General features: G+C 36.4%; 16 protein-coding genes. 9 read left to right on the top strand and 7 right to left on the bottom strand.

The window, feature by feature from the left end; all coding sequences use genetic code 11:
- The first annotated feature begins 3 nt into the window (after positions 1-3).
- A complete protein-coding gene (locus tag MYP_RS10720; protein ID WP_045462893.1) occupies positions 4-1,164 on the top strand; it encodes a TlpA disulfide reductase family protein in 1,161 nt (386 codons plus the stop codon).
- A gap of 2 nt (positions 1,165-1,166) precedes the next feature.
- On the opposite strand, the gene MYP_RS10715 is transcribed toward MYP_RS10720, so the two are convergent.
- Together MYP_RS10715 and MYP_RS10710 are read right to left on the bottom strand one after the other, a co-directional pair.
- A complete protein-coding gene (locus MYP_RS10715; RefSeq protein WP_197060058.1) occupies positions 1,167-1,898 on the bottom strand; it encodes a GIN domain-containing protein in 732 nt (243 codons plus the stop codon).
- Positions 1,895-2,998, bottom strand: coding sequence for an acyloxyacyl hydrolase (locus MYP_RS10710; protein ID WP_081990481.1), 1,104 nt, complete (start codon positions 2,996-2,998; stop codon positions 1,895-1,897). Before MYP_RS10710 ends, MYP_RS10715 begins: the two co-directional genes overlap by 4 nt.
- Before the next feature lie 73 nt (positions 2,999-3,071).
- Here MYP_RS10710 and MYP_RS10705 point away from each other — a divergent pair, with 73 nt between their 5' ends.
- From MYP_RS10705 to dnaN, 7 genes are all read left to right on the top strand, one after another.
- A complete protein-coding gene (locus tag MYP_RS10705; RefSeq protein ID WP_045462884.1) occupies positions 3,072-3,656 on the top strand; it encodes a hypothetical protein in 585 nt (194 codons plus the stop codon).
- Between the two features lie 15 nt (positions 3,657-3,671).
- Positions 3,672-4,376, top strand: coding sequence for an SDR family oxidoreductase (locus MYP_RS10700; protein WP_045462881.1), 705 nt, complete (start codon positions 3,672-3,674; stop codon positions 4,374-4,376).
- Between the two features lie 289 nt (positions 4,377-4,665).
- On the top strand, positions 4,666-5,595 hold the full coding sequence (gldA, locus tag MYP_RS10695; protein WP_045462878.1) for a gliding motility-associated ABC transporter ATP-binding subunit GldA: 930 nt from the start codon (positions 4,666-4,668) through the stop codon (positions 5,593-5,595).
- A gap of 25 nt (positions 5,596-5,620) precedes the next feature.
- Positions 5,621-6,349, top strand: coding sequence for a gliding motility-associated ABC transporter permease subunit GldF (gene gldF, locus MYP_RS10690; RefSeq protein ID WP_045462875.1), 729 nt, complete (start codon positions 5,621-5,623; stop codon positions 6,347-6,349).
- Positions 6,350-6,356: 7 nt separating this feature from the next.
- On the top strand, positions 6,357-8,012 hold the full coding sequence (gene gldG, locus MYP_RS10685) for a gliding motility-associated ABC transporter substrate-binding protein GldG (RefSeq protein ID WP_045462872.1): 1,656 nt from the start codon (positions 6,357-6,359) through the stop codon (positions 8,010-8,012).
- A 1-nt stretch (position 8,013) separates the two neighbouring features.
- The gene (locus tag MYP_RS10680; RefSeq protein WP_045462869.1) at positions 8,014-8,973 is read left to right on the top strand and encodes a hypothetical protein; all 960 of its coding nucleotides are present in this window, start codon (positions 8,014-8,016) and stop codon (positions 8,971-8,973) included.
- 80 nt (positions 8,974-9,053) lie between these two features.
- Positions 9,054-10,178: a DNA polymerase III subunit beta gene (gene dnaN / locus MYP_RS10675; protein ID WP_045462866.1), complete on the top strand. Its 1,125-nt coding sequence runs from the start codon at positions 9,054-9,056 to the stop codon at positions 10,176-10,178.
- A gap of 59 nt (positions 10,179-10,237) precedes the next feature.
- Here the strand turns inward: dnaN and MYP_RS10670 are convergent, their stop codons facing one another.
- The 4 genes from MYP_RS10670 to MYP_RS10650 form a co-directional block, all read right to left on the bottom strand.
- A complete protein-coding gene (locus MYP_RS10670; protein WP_045462863.1) occupies positions 10,238-10,948 on the bottom strand; it encodes a YebC/PmpR family DNA-binding transcriptional regulator in 711 nt (236 codons plus the stop codon).
- Positions 10,949-11,288: 340 nt separating this feature from the next.
- Positions 11,289-12,596, bottom strand: coding sequence for a UDP-N-acetylglucosamine 1-carboxyvinyltransferase (gene murA, locus MYP_RS10660; RefSeq protein ID WP_045462858.1), 1,308 nt, complete (start codon positions 12,594-12,596; stop codon positions 11,289-11,291).
- Between the two features lie 3 nt (positions 12,597-12,599).
- Positions 12,600-13,331 (bottom strand): DUF4290 domain-containing protein, encoded by a 732-nt coding sequence (locus MYP_RS10655; RefSeq protein ID WP_045462855.1) that lies wholly within the window; start codon positions 13,329-13,331, stop codon positions 12,600-12,602.
- A gap of 38 nt (positions 13,332-13,369) precedes the next feature.
- Positions 13,370-15,628, bottom strand: coding sequence for an ATP-dependent helicase (locus tag MYP_RS10650; RefSeq protein WP_045462852.1), 2,259 nt, complete (start codon positions 15,626-15,628; stop codon positions 13,370-13,372).
- Between the two features lie 544 nt (positions 15,629-16,172).
- Here MYP_RS10650 and MYP_RS10645 point away from each other — a divergent pair.
- A complete protein-coding gene (locus MYP_RS10645) occupies positions 16,173-16,733 on the top strand; it encodes a DUF3109 family protein (protein WP_045462849.1) in 561 nt (186 codons plus the stop codon).
- On the opposite strand, the gene MYP_RS27000 is transcribed toward MYP_RS10645, so the two are convergent.
- Positions 16,730-16,987 carry a CBU_0592 family membrane protein gene (locus MYP_RS27000; protein ID WP_045462846.1) on the bottom strand — a complete coding sequence of 86 codons (258 nt, stop codon included), beginning with the start codon at positions 16,985-16,987 and terminating at the stop codon, positions 16,730-16,732. The two genes, MYP_RS10645 and MYP_RS27000, sit on opposite strands and share 4 nt — an antisense overlap.
- Between the last annotated feature and the right edge of the window lie 3 nt (positions 16,988-16,990).

Raw genomic sequence — 16,990 nt, 5'->3', positions numbered from 1 at the left:
CTGATGAAGGTATTACGTTATCTGCTAATCGTAGCGGTTGTTTTCGGGTGTTCTGAGAAAAAGGAATCTGAAAAAAAAGAAGAAGGAAAATTTTCTTTCGAACTATCAGGAACAATTAAAAATGGCGGTGGTAAGAAATTATACCTTGATAAACTTGAAAACCAAACCTGGGCCCATTTGGATTCTGTCGAAATCGGATCTGATGGATCTTATCAATTTAAAAGCGCTCTTGCTGAGCCTGACTATGCTCTTTTGCAGATAGATACTCAGAATGTCCTTATTATTATTGACGGCCAAAATATTAAGTTTAATTCTGATCTGAGAGATTTACCGGGAAATGCGTCAGTTGAAGGTTCTAAGGCAACTGCGGAATATCTGGCTTTTTTTAATCAGATGAATGAAATTCAAAAGGCTCAGAACAAGTTGCAGCAAAAGGGAATGTTATTTCAGATGAAGAAGCAGGAAGACTCTATTCCTGCTATAATGACAGAATTAAAAGGCCTTCAGGAAAAGTCCCGTAAACTAACGATGGCTTCCATAGATTCTGTACTTCCTTCGCTTTCTGTATTTTCAATGGTTAACTACCTTGATTTTCAGTCCGATCTCCCTTTCCTGAAAAAGATAGCTGATGAAATGAATAAGGCCTATCCCAATTCAAAATACACAAAGCTCCTGTCTTCAGAAGTGGAAAAGGCCCTTGCAATGAAAAAGCAAGAGGAGGAAAAGGAAAAACTTAGTAAAGTCAGTGTGGGGAAAAAAGCTCCTGAAATTGCACTTCCTAACCCCAACGGAAAAATTATCAAGCTTTCAGATTATAAAGGAAAGTATGTAATGATAGATTTCTGGGCTTCCTGGTGTGGACCGTGTCGTATGGAAAATCCTCATGTAGTGGAGCTTTATAAAAAATACAAGGACAAGGGCTTTAACATACTTGGAGTTTCATTGGATGAAGACAAAGAAAAATGGAAGAATGCAATTATGAAGGATGGTCTCATTTGGGAGCAGGTTTCAGATCTAAAAGGATGGGCCTCTTCTGTAAATCCTGTCTATGAAGTTCAGGCAATTCCGTTAACATATTTGGTTGATAAGGAAGGAACTATCGTTGCAAAAAATCTTCGTGGTCAGGACCTTACTAATAAGTTGGAAGAACTATTTGGCAAGTAACCTTATTGTGGGATAAATTCTCCTGAACCTTGCCTGTGAGTACCAATTATCTTAGGATTGCCACTATAGTAGACGTTTCCTGTTCCTTTAATGGTAGAATAAAAAATGCTGTCGGAAAACACATAACTCATGCCGGGGCCTTGATTAGTCAGAGAAACGATCTTACTATTAAGTGTATTTACTTTTAACTGCCCTGATCCATAATTAATACCATAAAATTCCTTTGTATTACCTGTTATGGATACATTGCCAAGCATATCCATGTCTAGCCAGAGATATTCAAGATCAACATTTAAATTTATATCTGTGTTAGAGTAATTATGAATGAATAGTTTATCTTTTTTTAGTATACCTTCATTGCTCACCGTACCATATCCCATAAAAAAAAAGTCCTTAAATTTTACCGCATCAATAAAGACTTTTATGTCTTTTTTATAGGTTCTGACCCAATTGCAGGTATTGTTGTTTTTTATTTTCAAATAAGTACCATCATGATCCGTTGTTATTTTTTTTAACAGATTTTCACCAGCTTCGACAATTATTGTATCACCTAGATTATTTTTAAAGATAAGATTGATATTGTCTTCGATTCTTATAAAAAAACTTCCTTTGACTATCCTTCTTTCCTGGGCAATTTTGCCAGTGCTCTTTACACAATCCCAGCTATCTTCTTTATTGCAGGATAAGAGAATAGCTGATATAATAGCGATATATAATAAACCTGAATTTTTCATTTTAATGTATAACCAACCGTCCATTCAACTAACTCTGCCTGGCCGAAATGGGCTTTGAGCGCTATTCCGGCACTGATTGCATCAGTAAAATTATATTTGATAGTATAACGTTGATAAAGAGGTTTATATCTTTTTAATGGATCATAAACATAATACCCACACTGACCAACAAAGGATACCTGGCTTATAAAATAATGAAATCCTAATGCGACACCATGTCTCATATAATTACCATTTACAAGTTTCTTATCATAGGTACCTCTCTTGATTTCGGCCTTTGCAGAGTAGTCATAAATGAAATCGTATCCAAGATTAAGGCAGGTGCGTGAGTTAATGCCAAGATCGTAGTAAGCAGAAAATACTCCTGCAAAATATCTTGATCCTCCAATAGGCTTTATTGCCTTAAATCCTCCTCCAATTGACAAGTTTAAGGAATTGGACCTTTTTTTTCTTTCAGGTTCAGGAGCATCAAATGTAACCTGTTTCTTGGAAGTGAAACCCAAACCTGCATAGACAGCAGGTATATTCATTCCCAGATTAGGTATCTTCATTGCTCCATTACTTAAATGAAACAATCCGATTCCTGCATTGAAAATTAATCTTTTTGAAATTATTGAACTGAAATTTACGGCTCCATTAAGACAATAATTAAAAGTACTTCCTGTGATATTGTCTTTATTGTTTTTTACAATGTCAAACTTTCGGAATACAATTCCCGGACCTACACCTATTCTCCATCTTAGCTCACTTTTAGGAGTTCTGAAAAATGCTTTGCCATAATATAGGATTAAGCCTAAAGCGTCGCCGACAGGCTTGTTCGGATCAAAATGAATGTAGTTTAATGAGTACCCTACAACAGGATAGTTATTATTGACCTGCCAGCCTTTGCTTCCATCTGTTTGTATTTTGAAATCGAGTTCAAGTTTTAGTGGTCTTTGATTGGCAAGATGCCCCATTTCATCCCCATGTTTCATCAGAAATCCATAATGATAATTCAATGAAAGGGCATATTTTGTAGCTGGTGCTTTATCCTGTGCGGCCACAACGAAACATTGGAGGGAAAAAATGATGAGCAAAAAGTGAAATTTCAATAAATGCATTCTAATTTAGCAAAATTAATACCCCAAAATTATCATAAATTCATATTACTTTAGAAGAATAATCTAAATAAAAATGAAAGCTGTAGCGTCTGATAAGCCTGAAAAGGCATTAGTTGTTTTTGTTGCCATGACCTTTGTATTATCAATCATTTTATCTGGCAGTAAAAGGTTTGAGAGCATAACATGGGCTCCATTGTTTGCGGGAATATTGTTGTTAGGTTATTATATCTTTATAATCAATAATTTAAAGATGAAGGCGCTTATGTTTGGCATGGCAATTTGCCAGGCAGGTTTTGCTTTGGACCTCCTTAATATCGGATCTGCACAAATTTTTTTATATATTGGTTTGATTACCTATTTGATTTTGTCCGGGATTTTTGTTGTGAAAGCAATTAAAGACAGCTTAAAATTCAGGAACTTTGAGATGATGGTATTTCTTATGGGCTTGTTTTTACTGTATCCTGCTGCCTTTATTTTTTTTATGGAAGTTCAGAACTTGCTTCTGATCCTTTGTTTCGGACTTGCTTTTGTATCAGCAACTATTATTTATAATGACAATCTTTGGGATCGATTTTCAGAAGGGGAAAGAAAGATTGTCATATTCCAGTTGCTAAATTCGGTTGTAATCATTTCAGGCATATCATTGAAGAATTTTTAAGCAAAAAAGTATATTATGAATTTAAAGGATAAAATTGCTATTGTCACTGGAGCGAGTAAAGGTGTGGGACTTGAAATAGTAAAAGTATTGTTGGAAAAAGGTGTAAAGGTTGCCGGATGGAGCAGAACTGCTCCCGATTATAAACACGATCATTTTAGATTTTATGCTACGGATGTCGGAAATATAGATTCTGTAAATGGATCTTACAATGCAACTATTAAAGATTTTGGAGAAAATATTAGTATTCTGATTAACAATGCCGGGTTGGGTTATGCAGGTCTGATTGAAGAAATGCCAGTTGAAGAATGGAAAGAAATGTTTGATACCAATGTCCATGGAGTCTTTTTCTGCTCTCAGATGGTAGTGCAGAAAATGAAAGAGTTGGGCGAGGGGCATATTGTTAATATTGCATCAATTGCAGGTAAAGAAGGCATTGAAAAATTTGCGGGGTATTGCGGGACTAAATTTGCTGTCAGGGGTATTTCTCAGTCTATGTATAAAGAACTCAGGGATTATGGCGTAAAGGTGACTTGTATTGTACCCGGTTCTATTCATACCAATTTCTTTGATTCAATAGATTCAATTAGTGTGCATCCGAATATGATGAGGCCTGAAGATATTGCCGGGGCTGTTCTATATTCCTTGGAAACCTCGGAAAATTTTCACCCTGTAGAGTTGGAATTCAGACCATTAATGCCTAAAGGCAGGAAGTCAATTTAAGAAGCGGAAAGCTTAAAGTTAAAAGTTTAAAGTTTGCACAACTGTTAGATGGTCTGGGAAATTATCCGAGACTGCTCCCTTCTCCTGAAGGAGAAGGGCTGGGGATGAGGTCTTTTAGGATTTAAGTGAGCAATAAAAAATGGAAAGTTAAAAGATCGGAAAAAAGTTGTCATCTTAAAACTTAAATCTATTATGTGTTCGTTCTTAAAAGAAACCCAAACTTTCAGCTTTGGGCTTTCTGCTTTAAGCTTGAATTCAATAAATTTGCAAAAGATAACATACAGTCATAGTGAGTTTAAAGGTACAGGAGTTAACTAAAATTTATGGCGAGCAGAAAGCTGTAGACCATATCAGTTTCGAGGCTGGTAAAGGGGAAATACTTGGGTTTCTGGGACCCAATGGAGCAGGTAAATCTACAACAATGAAAATTGCTACTTGCTACATTCCTCCTACATCGGGAGTTGTTACAGTAGCCGGGTATGACGTTGTGGAATCTCCTTTGGAGGTGAGAAAGAATGTCGGATATCTGCCAGAGCACAATCCTCTTTACCTCGATATGTATGTGCACGAATACCTTGAGTTTATAGGTTCTCTCCATGCTTTAAAAGGAAGTAAGCTTAAAGGAAGGGTTCAGGAAATGGTGGAAATGACTGGGTTGACTTTAGAACAGAATAAAAAACTTGGGGCCTTGTCAAAAGGGTATCGTCAAAGGGTAGGCCTTGCACAGGCCATGATTCACGAACCTCAGGTGCTTATACTTGATGAGCCTACCACTGGTCTGGATCCAAATCAGATTCTTGAAATCAGAAGTCTTATTAAGAATATAGGTAAAGAAAAAACAGTTCTTTTTTCTACACACATTATGCAGGAAGTACAGGCACTATGTGACAGAGTGGTGATTATTAACAGAGGAAAAATTGTTGCCGATAGTCGTGTTAGTGAGTTGAAAGGACTTCAGACCTCAGGTAAAAAGATCATTGTAGAATTTTCAGGTGCAATAGAAGTAGAATATCTAAAGTCTCTATCCGGTGTAAATGAGGTAAATTATTTAGCAGGAGGGAAGTATGAGTTGTATTCTTCAGGAGAAAATGATGTAAGAGGAGCTATTTTTAAATTAGCATCTGAGAGGAACTGGGCTCTGATAGGCTTAAATCAGGAAGAGCATTCTCTTGAAAATATCTTCAGAGACCTTACCGGAAAGAAGAATGATTCCATATAATTTAAAATTTTAACTTGAAGGATTTGTGTTAAGCATCTTTAGAAAAGAAATAAACAGTTTTTTTAATTCACTGATAGCCTACCTTGTCATCAGTGTGTTTCTTACATTAATTGGATTGTTCCTTTGGGTTTTTCCGGAAAGCAGTGTATTTGAGTTTGGTTTTGCGGACCTGGAAAGTCTTTTTGCATATGGTCCAATTGCCTTTCTGCTGCTGATTCCTGCAATTACTATGAGAACTTTTGCAGAAGAAAAAAGAGAAGGGACTATGGAGTTATTGCTAACGAGGCCGGTAAAAGATTGGGAAATTATATTAGGTAAATATTTGTCAAGTCTGGCTTTAGTGCTCTTTAGTCTTATGCCAACATTAATTTATTATTATTCAGTTTATCATCTTGGAAGTCCGGTTGGAAATATAGATTCGGCAGCTGTATTTTCATCTTATATTGGTTTGTTTTTACTTGGAGCTGTATTTACTTCTATTGGGATATTTGCATCAGCCATCACTAGAAATCAGATTGTAGCCTTTATAATTGCGGTATTACTTTGCTATACTCTCTATGATGGAATGGCAAGGGCTGCATCAGTAAACTTCTGGGCAGCGCAAGCCAATATTCTTGTAAAGCTCGGGTTAAGTTATCATTATGAAGCATTGAGCAGGGGATTAATAGATTCCAGAAATGTTCTGTATTTCCTAAGTATAATTTTTATAATGCTTCTTTCAACAAGATTGGTTTTAGGTAGCAGAAAATGGTAAGTAGTTTATGAATTTAAAGAAGTTTGATATTATCCGGTTCCTGTTGCTTTTAGGAACTGTTATATTTATTAATATATTTTTTTCAGAGCATTTCTTCAGACTGGATCTTACTCAGGATAAGAGGTACACCATTAGTCCCTCCACTAAAGAAAAACTTAAAAATCTTAACGAACAGATATTTGTTGATGTCTTTCTTGATGGAGATTTGAATCCTGATTATTCCAGGCTTAGAAGATCCATCAAAGAAACGCTGGAAGAGTTTAGGGCTTATTCAGGAGATAAGATCGTTTACAGATTTACAGATCCGAATGCAATTGAAGATAAGAGACTTCGTGAACAGTTTTATTCCCAGTTGATTCAGAAGGGGGTACAGTACAAATATGATCTTGTACAACAGGGCGGTGCTAGAGAAGAGAAAATTGTTTTTCCTTCTGCTCTGATCTCAATGGGTGATAAAGAAACTCCCATAATGTTCCTGAAGGGAAGTAAAATTTTACCAATGGCTCAGCAACTGAATCAGTCGGTAGAAGGAGTTGAATATGAATTGATGGCAGCTATCAGAAAGCTTAACAGTGAAGTTACCAAATCAGTGGCATTTACAGAAGGGCATGGGGAGCTTTCAGCAGGGGAGACCGGTGATATTTCTACAGCGCTTAGTGAATTTTATAATGTAGAAAGAACGGTTATTACTGATTCATCAAAACTTAGTAATTACAAAGCTCTGATCATTGCAGGCCCGACAAAGCCTTTTTCTGAAAAGGAAAAATTCATACTTGATCAGTATGTTGTTAAAGGCGGAAGAATATTGTTCTTTATTGATCAATTGAATTTAAATAAAGATAGTCTTGTATCAGGAGTTACTTATGGTTTCTCATATAATCTAGGGCTTGAAGATTTGCTTTTCAAGTATGGTGTAAGGATTAATGATGACTTAATACAGGATCTGAATTGTGCATTGTTGAAAGTTGAAGTTCCGGGAGGTCAGTCTGAAATGGTGTCCTGGCCTTACTTTCCTATCTTTTATAATTTCGGAAAACAACCAGTTGTTAAAAATCTGGATGCAGTATTAGGGCGATATGTCAGTTCCATTGATACAGTAAAGGCACAAGGGATAACCAAAATTCCATTGATTTTTACATCAAAGAATACAAGACTGATAAAGGCTCCACTTCCTGTAGATCTAAATGAGGCACGGAAGAACCTTGATCCGAAAGACTTTAATGTTGGAATGTTACCTGTCGCATATCTTTTAGAAGGTCAATTCGAATCGGTTTATAAAAACAGACCTTCTCCTATAGCAGGTGTTCAGGTTATTAAACAAGATAGTTCCAGTAAAATCATAGTAGTGTCAGATGCGGATTTTATCAGAAACGAAATTGACAAAACGAGGAACCAACCGATACCATTGGGATATGATCCTGATTTAAAATATTTGTTTTCCAATAAAGAGTTTATAATGAATGCAGTAGATTATCTGATGGACGAACCAATCGTTGCTGCAAAAGGCAAAGAAATACAACTAAGACCTTTGGATAAAAATAAACTTGCAGAAGAGAAGACTTACTGGCAGATTGTGAATCTTGTGGTGCCTATCGTCCTTCTTGTTGTTTTTGGAGTCAGCAGATACTATTTGAGAAAGAGAAAATATACAAGCTTTAGATAAAATGAGGGAGTTGAAGAAGTTAAGTCCATATATCTTTTTATTCGTGATTACCGGATTGGCAGCCTTGTATACATTGCTGGGTGGAAGTGGTTCCGATTCTTTTAACAATGAAAAATTATCAGTAGGAGTGGCTGACACTACAGCTATAACATCTGTTAGTTTTCAAGTTAATAACCAGACTACCAATCTACAAAAAAAAGCTAACGGTAAGTGGTCGGTAAATAATAAATATGATGCAAGAGAGAAGCTGATAAGTCTTTTGTTTTTCGGATTGAATAAAATTGAGGTAAAAAGACCTGTTGCTGACAACAAAAAGACTGAGGTAGTTAAGAAACTTAAACAAGACGGGGTTAAGATATCAGTAGAATCTTCGGGTGAAAAGAATGTGTTTTATGTAATGTCCAACGAAAACGATGTGAATAGTACATATTTTTTGTCTGAAAGCTCTTCTGATCCGGTAATTGTATTTGTTCCTGGTGTAAAAGGGGATCTTTCTGAGTTGGCAAGTCTGAAAGAGCAGGATTGGAGATCCAGGATTTTATTTAACAGCAGTCCAAGAAGTCTTCAAAAAGTATCAGTAAGTTTTCCAGCTGCCCCTTCTGAAAATTTTACAATAGTTTCCAGGGGTAATAAGTTTGAAGTTGAAAATCTTCCTTTGCAAGACAGCTCCAAAATCCACAGGTATCTGATGCTCTATGGAGTAACAAATGTGGATAAGTATATAGTGGATGGCAAAGATACTATTGTGAATCAACTTCATAAAGCGAAGCCGTTTTCAACAATACAAGTGGATGATATTGTGGATAACCTAAGTAAGACTGTTGATATTTATCTCGATCCTTGGAAACAAGGTAAGATCTATGCTCTCATCAGGAATACAGGAGAGTTGATAACATTGAATCCTGAGCTGACAAACTATCTTCTGGTAAAAAAATCTTTCTTTGCTCCTTCAAATAAGTAAGAGGGATTTTTTTAGAATTTGGTTTTTTATAATTAACTTTATCCCCTTCATATTTTACTAGAATAGGATAAAAGAGCTATATGAAATTTGTTGTTTCTTCAAGTGCCCTTCTTAAACAATTGACTGCGATCAATGGGGTTATCACCACTAATCCGGTTGTGCCGATTTTGGAAAATTTCCTGTTTGAGGTTTCTGTGGGCAAACTTACTGTTTATGCTTCAGATCTTCAGACTTCCATGATTACAGAAATTGTGGTGGAGTCTAAAGAAAAAGGAAATATTGCAGTACCTGCCAAAATACTTCTTGATACACTTAAGAACCTTCCGGAGCAGCCAGTAACCTTTACAATTGACGAAGAAACCTATAGCATTGAAATCAGCTCTGATAATGGAAGGTATAAACTATCAGGTGAAAATGCGACTGATTTTCCTAGGGTGCCTGCTGTTAAAAACGGGTATGCCGTAGATGTTCCATCAGACATTCTGACAAGGGCTATTTCAAGTACGATTTTCGCAGCTAGCAACGATGAGTTAAAACCTCAGATGACTGGAGTTTTCATCAATATTTCAGATGCAAATACAACATTTGTAGCAACTGATGGCCACAGACTGATCAGGTACAGAAGAGCAGATATTGCTTCTGAAAGTCAAAATACGCTGTTAATACCAAAGAAAGCTCTTAACCTTCTTAAAGCATCTCTTCCTACTGACAATACTCTTGTCAAGATGGAGTTCAATGCATCCAACGCTTTCTTCAGCTTTGCCAATATCAAGATGATCTGCCGCCTTATCGACGAGCGTTTCCCTGATTATGAGAATGCAATTCCTGCAAATAATCCGAATAAACTAACGATCAACAGACAGGATTTGCTTAATTCATTAAAACGTATCTCTATTTATGCAAACAAGACTACACATCAGGTGCGTCTTAAAATTGCAGGTAGTGAGTTACAGATTTCAGCTGAAGATCTTGATTTCAGCAATGAAGCAAATGAAAGGTTGTCCTGTGAATATGAAGGAGACGATATGGAAATCGGGTTTAATGCAAAATTCCTTATTGAAATGCTGAATAACCTTGATTGTGAAGCTATTGATATTAATCTGTCAGCTCCGAATAGAGCGGGTATACTAAATCCGGCTAAAAAAGATAAGAACGAAGATGTACTTATGCTTGTAATGCCGGTGATGCTTAATAACTATGTATAATTGTGAGTTAATAGTGTTATAAAAGAAAAGGCTGGTCAATCTGATCAGCCTTTTTTAATTTATTTCATATTATGAAAAACGTTTTGAACATCATCATCCTCTTCAAATTTACCAAGGAGTTTTTCAATTTCTGCTTCCTGTTCTTCTGTTAATTCTTTGGTATCTGTAGGAATCCTTTCAAAGTCAGAACTAATCACTTCATAACCTTTTTCCTCAAGAAATTGCTGGATTTTCCCATAAGCATCAAATGTGCCGTATATAACAATTTCATTCTCATCCGCACCTATTTCATCTGCACCGAAGTCAATCAGTTCCAGTTCCAGCTCTTCAATATCAATATCTTCTCTGCTTTTGATTTTAAAGATACATTTTCTTTCAAAAAGGAAATCAAGAGAGCCCGTAGTACCAAGTGATCCGCCGCTTCTTGTGAAATAGCTTCTGACACTGGCAACGGTTCTTGTGGGGTTATCAGTGGCAGTCTCAACTACAATTGCAATTCCATAAGGACCATAACCTTCATATACCACTTCTTTATAATCTTCCTGTTCTTTAGAAGAAGCCTTTTTTATCGCCCTTTCTACATTGTCTTTAGGCATGTTTGCAGCTTTGGCATTCTGGATCAAAGCACGGAGTCTTGAGTTGGTAGTAGGGTCGGGGCCACCAGATTTTACAGCCATGGCAATGTCTTTACCGATTCTGGTAAATGTCTTCGCCATTTGTCCCCATCTTTTCATTTTTCGGGCTTTCCGGAATTCAAATGCTCTTCCCATTGTAATATACTTTTAAAATAATATCAGTTATTGCTATAATTCTTCTGTAAAAAAGGTAAAGATAAAAATCAAAGAAACCAGAACAAAGGTTAAACCATATAAAATTCCAATGGTAACATCGCGTCTCTTTGATATAAAGGCAATTATGATCGAAATGAGGATTAGTGCAAAATAAAGTACATAGGATATAGTGGTCGGAAGAAAGTTGATAAATCTGAAGTAAACGTAAGAAATAATAATAAGTATGATGGCTATTAAAATCCTTAGTTTATTGCTTTTGATTTCCATATCATTCATAAAAAAGGAGCCGGAATAAGGCTCCTTTGTACAAAAAGATTATTTAAGAAATTCTTCTTATTTCAGCTCCAAGTGCATTCAGCCTGGTATCAATATTCTGATAACCTCTGTCTATTTGTTCTATATTGTGTATAGTACTTTTGCCATTGGCAGATAAAGCAGCGATCAATAAAGCCACTCCAGCTCTGATATCAGGAGATGTCATCTGTATTCCTCGAAGAGGAATTTGTTTATTAAGCCCAATTACTGTAGCCCTGTGTGGATCGCATAGAATTATCTGTGCTCCCATATCTATCAGTTTGTCAACAAAGAAAAGTCTGCTTTCAAACATTTTCTGATGTATCAGTGCAGAACCTTTTGCCTGGGTAGCCACAACCAATGCAATACTCATAAGGTCAGGTGTAAATCCTGGCCAAATTGCATCAGATATTGTAAGTATAGAGCCATCAATAAATGTTTCTATTTCATAGCTATCCTGAGAAGGGATATGAATATCATCCCCTCTGAATTCCATTTTAATACCAAGTCGTCTGAATATGGTCGGGATAATTCCCAACATATCAATTCTGCAATTCTTTATTGTGACTTCAGAACTGGTCATTCCTGCCATACCGATAAAACTTCCTATTTCGATCATATCTGGAAGTATAGTATGTGCAGTACCTCCTAAAGAATCCACACCTTCTATAGTAAGAAGATTGGAACCGATACCGCTGATTTTCGCACCCATGCGGTTTAGCATAGAGCATAGCTGTTGCAGGTATGGTTCGCAGGCTGCATTGTATATGGTGGTTTTGCCTTTGGCAAGAACAGCAGCCATCACAACGTTGGCAGTTCCTGTTACGGATGCTTCGTCAAGGAGCATATAGCATCCTTTTAGATTACTTGCATCAATTTGATAAAAACTATCTCCGGAATCATAGGAGAATTTTGCACCTAATTGTTCAAAACCCAGAAAGTGGGTATCTAGTCTGCGGCGTCCGATTTTATCACCTCCCGGCTTGGGCATTTTGGCTTTCCCAAATCTTGCTAATAGCGGACCAAGGATCATTATGGAGCCTCTTAGCGCTGCAGCTTTCTTTTTAAAAGAATCAGTTTCTAAAAAGGCAATATTTACATTTTTGGCTTCAAACAGATAAGTGGATTCTCCAGTCTTTTCTACTTTTACACCAAAATCTTTTAACAATTCAATAAGTTTGTTAACATCAATAATGTCCGGTACATTATGAATAGTAACAGGTTCCGGAGTTAATAAAACAGCACAAAGGATCTGAAGCGCTTCGTTTTTTGCTCCCTGAGGATAAATGTCTCCTTTAAGACGTTTACCACCGATAATTTCAAATGAAGCCATTCCTTAGTTTTTTCTTCTTTTATCCTTAGAGTATTTATTGTCTCTGTTATCTCCTCTGTTGTCCCTGTATTCTCTGCTGTTGTCTCTACTGTTGCTATCTCTGCTACGGAATTCTCTTTTGTATCCATTACCATTGGAACCGCCTCCACTTTGGCTGCTGTTTTTCGGCTCACGCATTTCTTTAACCTGAGAATCGAAAAGATTATTAGCTTTAATTTTTTCGGCATTGATAGGCAACTTATTCTTGGACATTGTTATAAGTTGTTCAATGATGATATCGTCGGTAATGTTTTCCTTATTCCAGGTCTGATAAAATCTCTTCATAAGCTTACCTATATATATTATAGCAGCTTCTTGTTCGTCTTTATCTTCCAGTTGCAAAGCTTTCGCTATAAGCAATTCTATATTTTTTCCGTAATGTTTATAATAAAGCAAATTATTATTATAGCCAACGGTCATTGGTTTTTTCCCAAGCAATGATTTCTCCGGCATAGGGAAAGGGGTTTCTACATCGAGTTTAAAATCAGACATGATATAAAGGTGGTCCCAGAGCTTTCCGAAATCCTGGGTATCTCTCATGTTTGGATTAATCTGTTTCATTAGCTCGATAAGCGTTTTCGCATAACGTCCTCTCTCTTCGCGGTCTGGTATGCTTATCACAAAATCAACAAGCTTTTGAATATTTCTTCCGTATTCTTTTAAAACAATGCCTGTTGAAGGATCTGGTATCTCCATAATGTAGTGTTAGATTGCGTGCTTAAAAATATTAATAATTATGTAGTGTGAATTTTTAGTTTAGCGAAACTCAAAATCAATGTTTTTTCTCCATGATCGTTAAATTCGATAATAGCTTTTCGGTCGGTGCCGGATATATCCATTGCTTTTACCGTTCCATATCCAAATTTGAGGTGTTCTACTCTCATTCCTGGTTTTAACAGTGAAGTATCACTTGGTTTAAAATCCGGAGAGGGGACATAGTTACTCTTTGGTTTACTTAAAACAGGTGAAGCGGTTTTTGGTTTAGCTTTTATTACCTGAGGAGAAGAAGAAGTTGCTGCTGCCGGAGTAGCAGCAGGTTCTGGTCTTGCTCTTCTGCTGATATTCAGGTATTGAGGGTCTAATTCATTTAAGAATCTGCTGGGTTCGCATTCTTTTAATCGCCCGAACCGATATCTAGTAGCTGCGAAAGAAAGGCAAAGATTACTTTGTGCACGTGTGATTGCTACGTAGAATAATCTCCTTTCTTCTTCCAAGTCTGCTCTGCTGCTCAACATCATCTGGGAAGGAAACAATTCTTCTTCCATTCCTACTATATATACGCTCTTAAACTCAAGTCCTTTGGCTGAGTGAATGGTCATAAGCACAATGTAGTCATTATCTTTGTCCTTTTCTTCTTCAATATCTGTCAGAAGAGATATTTCCTGCAAGAAAGAACCAAGCTTTTTATCCTCAATATTAGGGTTGTCTACAAATTCTTTAATACCATTCAAAAGTTCCTGAACGTTTTCATACCTGCTTAGCCCTTCAACAGTTTTATCTTCATACAATTCTTTCAGTATTCCTGAAGACTGAGCTACTTCAATAGCAGTTTCAAAGGCGTCCTTGTTTTCAGCAAGGCGCATGTAGTTTTTAATTTGTACTACGAAACCCTCAATAGCTGCTGCAGCCCTTCCTGGTATAACTGAATGTACGTTATTTAATACATCCCAAAGTGGGGCGCCTTGCTCTTCGGCAGTAACCAATAGTTTGGATACCGTAGTATCACCGATTCCTCTCTTAGGATAATTGATAATCCTTCTTAAAGCTTGTTCATCATTAGGGTTAAGGGTAAACCTTAAATAAGCAACAAGGTCTTTAATTTCTTTTCTCTGATAGAAAGATAAGCCTCCAATTACCTTGTATTTAAGGTTCATTCTTCTCAGTGCTTCTTCAAATGCTCTTGATTGTGAGTTAGTTCTGTAGAGGATAGCAAAGTCTTTATTCTTTAACTGGTGAGCCATTTTTTCTTCAAAAATAGCTGTGGCAACCATTCGTCCTTCTTCATTGTCAGACGTAGCCTTGATTATTTCTATCAGCTTACCGGTTTCGTTTTCTGTAAAAACGTTTTTCTTAAGCTGTGCTTTGTTTTTGCCTATTACCGAGTTTGCAGCATTAACAATAACTTTAGTAGACCTGTAGTTTTGTTCCAGTTTATAGACCTGCAATTCCGGATAATCTTTTTCAAAGTTCAGGATATTCTGAATGTCTGCCCCACGAAATGCATATATACTTTGAGCATCATCTCCTACTACACAGATGTTACGGTTTTTTGCCGAAAGCTTTTTTGTAATGCTATACTGGCTAAGGTTGGTATCCTGAAACTCGTCTACCAGCACATATTTGAATATGTTCTGGTATTTGTTAACTACATCAATATGATTTTTAAACAGAATGTTGGTGTTAAAAAGCAAGTCGTCAAAATCCATTGCTCCAGCTTTGAAGCATCTGTCCTGATATAGTTTGTACAATTTCCCCATTTCAGGCCTCATGGCCGAAGCGTCATCCGCCATGAAATGAGGGTTGTTGAGGTATTCCTGAGCAGAGATCAGACGGTTTTTGGCTCCTGAAATTCTGGCTAAAACAGTGCTAGGTTTATAAAGTTTCTCGTCAAGGTATTGCTCTTTGACAATTTGTTTAATTAGTGTTTTGGAATCGTCTGTATCATAGATGGTAAAATTGCTGGTATAACCTATTTTTTCTGCTTCAGCTCTTAATATTCGGGCAAATACAGAGTGAAAAGTTCCCATCCAAAGTCCTCTGGCTTCCGGACCTACAACCTTTTCGATCCTTTCCCGCATTTCCTTTGCGGCTTTATTGGTAAAGGTAAGGGCTAGAATATTGAAAGGATCTACTCCTTTTTGTATAAGGTTGGCGATCCTGAAGGTTAATACTCTGGTTTTCCCAGATCCGGCACCAGCAATAATCATGCTTGGGCCTTCAGTATTAATAACAGCGTCTTTTTGGGAGGGATTAAGGCTTTCTATGTAATCCATTTGGGCTTGCTAATCTAGTTTGCAATTTACAATATATTTCTCTTCAAATCCCATTTAAAGTTTGAATTCTGAAAAACTTATATTTTTGAATCCGGAGATGGATATCAGGAGGAATTGAATTGATAATTTTTAAAATTTAGGAATAGAAAATAGATATTCTTTTAATTCCAGACTTTTCTAATCTAATAAGGAACATCTCCTGAAATAGAATGGTTTCTTAGATCTTCTATTCAAAAGGGACAAGATGTTTTTTTATTATTGTATAATTGACTGATAATCAGTATTAAGTTGCCCTCATGTTTTTTAAAAAAACAACTCCATATTTTTTAATGTAATACAGCAAATATAACCGTCTAGGAATTATATTTGTAATTAGTTGATTTTGAGGTGTTATTAGGTGTTTTAAAAGAAGTAAAGATTCCCCTTTTATTTTAATATTGGCAAAATATCAGGATGAGTAATTGGGAATAGAGTTTTTGGGGAATAATTTTTTAATTTTGAATTCTTCAACTAGAAAAACAGTTGGAGTTAAAAAGAAAATCAAGTGATAGTACAGGGAAAAACGGTAATTAGCGACGATATCGCAGATAAATTTTTTGTCTGTGATTTAATTAAATGTAAGGGAGCCTGTTGTGTAGAAGGTGATGCAGGCGCCCCATTGGAAGAGGATGAAGGGATGATCCTGGAAGAGATTTACGATAAGGTAAAACCATATTTGTCAGCAGAAGGAATAAAGGCAATTGAAGAGCAGGGGTTGACAGTCATTGATAGTGACGGAGATCTTACCACACCAACTATTAAAAACAGGGAGTGTGCCTATGCTATTTATGAAAAGGGAATTCTTAAGTGTGGTATTGAAAAGGCATACTTAATGGGAAAGATTGATTATAAAAAACCAATTTCATGCCACTTGTATCCTATAAGAATTAGCAAGTATGAACATTATGACGCATTAAACTATGACAGGTGGAATATCTGTAGCCCCGCATGCAGCAATGGAGAGTCATTACAGGTTCCTATATACAAATTTTTAAAAGATCCATTGATCAGAAAATATGGAGAGGATTGGTATAACTCGTTGGTGAAAACTATAGAGAAAATCTAGCGAATTTCTGATTTGTCACTCGCTTTTGATTTTACCATATTGAAAAGTGCAACAGCTGTCCAAATGATATTTACAAAGGCAGAGGGATAAGCTTTCAGGTATATGGTGTTTATGATCAAGAATACAGCACCCGTCGCGTTGAGCAGCTGATATGAGAATTTTTCCGAAGTAACTCTATTCGTGGAAATAAGAAAATAAGCAATCAATACTTCTATAGCACCAATCCAACCGGTTAAATTTAATAAATATTCCAACTT

Origin of the sequence: Sporocytophaga myxococcoides (assembly GCF_000775915.1) — a bacterium.
Lineage (GTDB): Bacteria > Bacteroidota > Bacteroidia > Cytophagales > Cytophagaceae > Sporocytophaga > Sporocytophaga myxococcoides_A.
This window is presented reverse-complemented; position numbering and strand designations above follow the sequence as displayed.

Bases quoted from the DNA above. Each gene is read 5' to 3' on its own strand.
- MYP_RS10720 (WP_045462893.1), top strand. From the start codon at position 4: ATGAAGGTATTACGTTATCTGCTAATCGTAGCGGTTGTTTTCGGGTGT.
- MYP_RS10715 (WP_197060058.1), bottom strand. From the start codon at position 1,898: ATGAAAAATTCAGGTTTATTATATATCGCTATTATATCAGCTATTCTC.
- MYP_RS10710 (WP_081990481.1), bottom strand. From the start codon at position 2,998: ATGCATTTATTGAAATTTCACTTTTTGCTCATCATTTTTTCCCTCCAA.
- MYP_RS10705 (WP_045462884.1), top strand. From the start codon at position 3,072: ATGAAAGCTGTAGCGTCTGATAAGCCTGAAAAGGCATTAGTTGTTTTT.
- MYP_RS10700 (WP_045462881.1), top strand. From the start codon at position 3,672: ATGAATTTAAAGGATAAAATTGCTATTGTCACTGGAGCGAGTAAAGGT.
- gldG (WP_045462872.1), top strand. From the start codon at position 6,357: ATGAATTTAAAGAAGTTTGATATTATCCGGTTCCTGTTGCTTTTAGGA.
- MYP_RS10680 (WP_045462869.1), top strand. From the start codon at position 8,014: ATGAGGGAGTTGAAGAAGTTAAGTCCATATATCTTTTTATTCGTGATT.
- dnaN (WP_045462866.1), top strand. From the start codon at position 9,054: ATGAAATTTGTTGTTTCTTCAAGTGCCCTTCTTAAACAATTGACTGCG.
- MYP_RS10670 (WP_045462863.1), bottom strand. From the start codon at position 10,948: ATGGGAAGAGCATTTGAATTCCGGAAAGCCCGAAAAATGAAAAGATGG.
- murA (WP_045462858.1), bottom strand. From the start codon at position 12,596: ATGGCTTCATTTGAAATTATCGGTGGTAAACGTCTTAAAGGAGACATT.
- MYP_RS10655 (WP_045462855.1), bottom strand. From the start codon at position 13,331: ATGGAGATACCAGATCCTTCAACAGGCATTGTTTTAAAAGAATACGGA.
- MYP_RS10650 (WP_045462852.1), bottom strand. From the start codon at position 15,628: ATGGATTACATAGAAAGCCTTAATCCCTCCCAAAAAGACGCTGTTATT.